2 protein-coding genes are annotated in these 1,297 nt (G+C 73.3%); one reads left to right on the forward strand and one right to left on the reverse strand.

The features are described from left to right. Nucleotides 1–610 (forward strand): carbohydrate binding domain-containing protein (locus tag ABT297_RS43045; protein WP_350560006.1); only part of this gene is annotated, 610 nt, incomplete at its 5' end. A 96-nt stretch (nt 611–706) separates the two neighbouring features. On the opposite strand, the gene ABT297_RS43050 is transcribed toward ABT297_RS43045, so the two are convergent. Continuing rightward, a complete protein-coding gene (locus ABT297_RS43050; RefSeq protein WP_350560009.1) occupies nt 707–1,216 on the reverse strand; it encodes a GNAT family N-acetyltransferase in 510 nt (169 codons plus the stop codon). Between the last annotated feature and the right edge of the window lie 81 nt (nt 1,217–1,297).

The raw sequence follows: 1,297 nt of genomic DNA on the forward strand, positions 1-1,297 counted from the left end.
GGACACCTTCAAGGTGCGGCTCGGCGCGCAGGGCCCACGGTGGACGGTGCAGGGCATCAACTTCTACCGCTCCACCCAGGTCCCGTGGGGCACGCTGCCGTCCAACCCCCCGTCGGCATCGCCCTCGGTCTCGGCGTCAGCGTCGCCCTCGGTGTCGCCCTCGGCGTCGCGCTCACCCTCGGCGTCGCCGTCCGTCTCGAGCTCCGCCCCGGCCGGCGCCCTCGCCAACGGCGGCTTCGAGAGCGGATCCCTGTCGCCGTGGACCGGCGCCAGGTGCTCCATCGTCGCCAGCCCGGTCCGCTCGGGCACGAAGGCACTCGCCGGCTCGGTGACCGCGAGCGACACGGCGCAGTGCCAGCAGACGGTGACGGTCCAGCCGAACCGGACGTACAACCTCAACGCCTACGTGCAGGGCAGCTATGTGTACATCGGGGCGACCGGCACCGGCGTGAACGCGAGCACCTGGACGCCGGGCACCAACGGCGCGTACGCCCCGCTGAGCGTCACGTTCACCACCGGCGCCTCGACGACGTCCGTCACCGTGTTCGTCCACGGCTGGTACGGCCAGCCGTCCTACTACGCCGACGACTTCACGCTGACGGCCGGCTGAGCAACGCATCACCGGGCGCTGTGTAAGAAATGGCGGTCATGGCAGCCATTTCTTACACAGCGGCCCGACGAGCGGCGTCTCGCCCGCGGTGCGCCGTCAGCGGACGATGACCAGGTTGGCCATGTCGACCACCGGCCGGTAGCCGAGCGCGGCGTAGATCTTGTTCGAGGTCGGGTTGGCCTGGTCGGTGAACAGGCACACCCGCGCGCCCTCGGCCCGGAGCCGGCGGGAGACCTCGGCGACCGCGTTGCCGGCCCAGCCGCGACCGCGCTGCGCCGGCGGCGTGTACACCGGGCCCACGCGCGCCACCCCGAACGACGGCGGGTTGGCGCCGGTGAGGTGTACCGGCTCCCCCGCCCCGTCGACCCAGAACCACAGCCATCCGGCTCGCAGCCGGCGCAGCAGGTCCGCGCGATCGGGTACCTCGTGCGCACTGGAACCGCGCGGGCGGCCCGCCTGCTCGTCGGCGTCGCCCATGAACGCCTCGAACCACGCCGTCACCAGATCCAGGTCGTCCTCGGCCGCGACCCGCAGGCCGCCGGGCGCCGGCGCCGGTGACACCAGCTCGCCGAGCTCGTGCAGCCGCGTGTGCCGGCCGACCCGCACCCGCCCCCCGCCGAGCCGGGCCAGCTAGGTGCTCACCGGGTGAGCTCCAGCCGCCGGTCGCCGATCACGGCGACGAGCTGC

Origin of the sequence: Dactylosporangium sp. NPDC000555, from assembly GCF_040300025.1 — a bacterium.
Lineage (GTDB): Bacteria > Actinomycetota > Actinomycetes > Mycobacteriales > Micromonosporaceae > Dactylosporangium.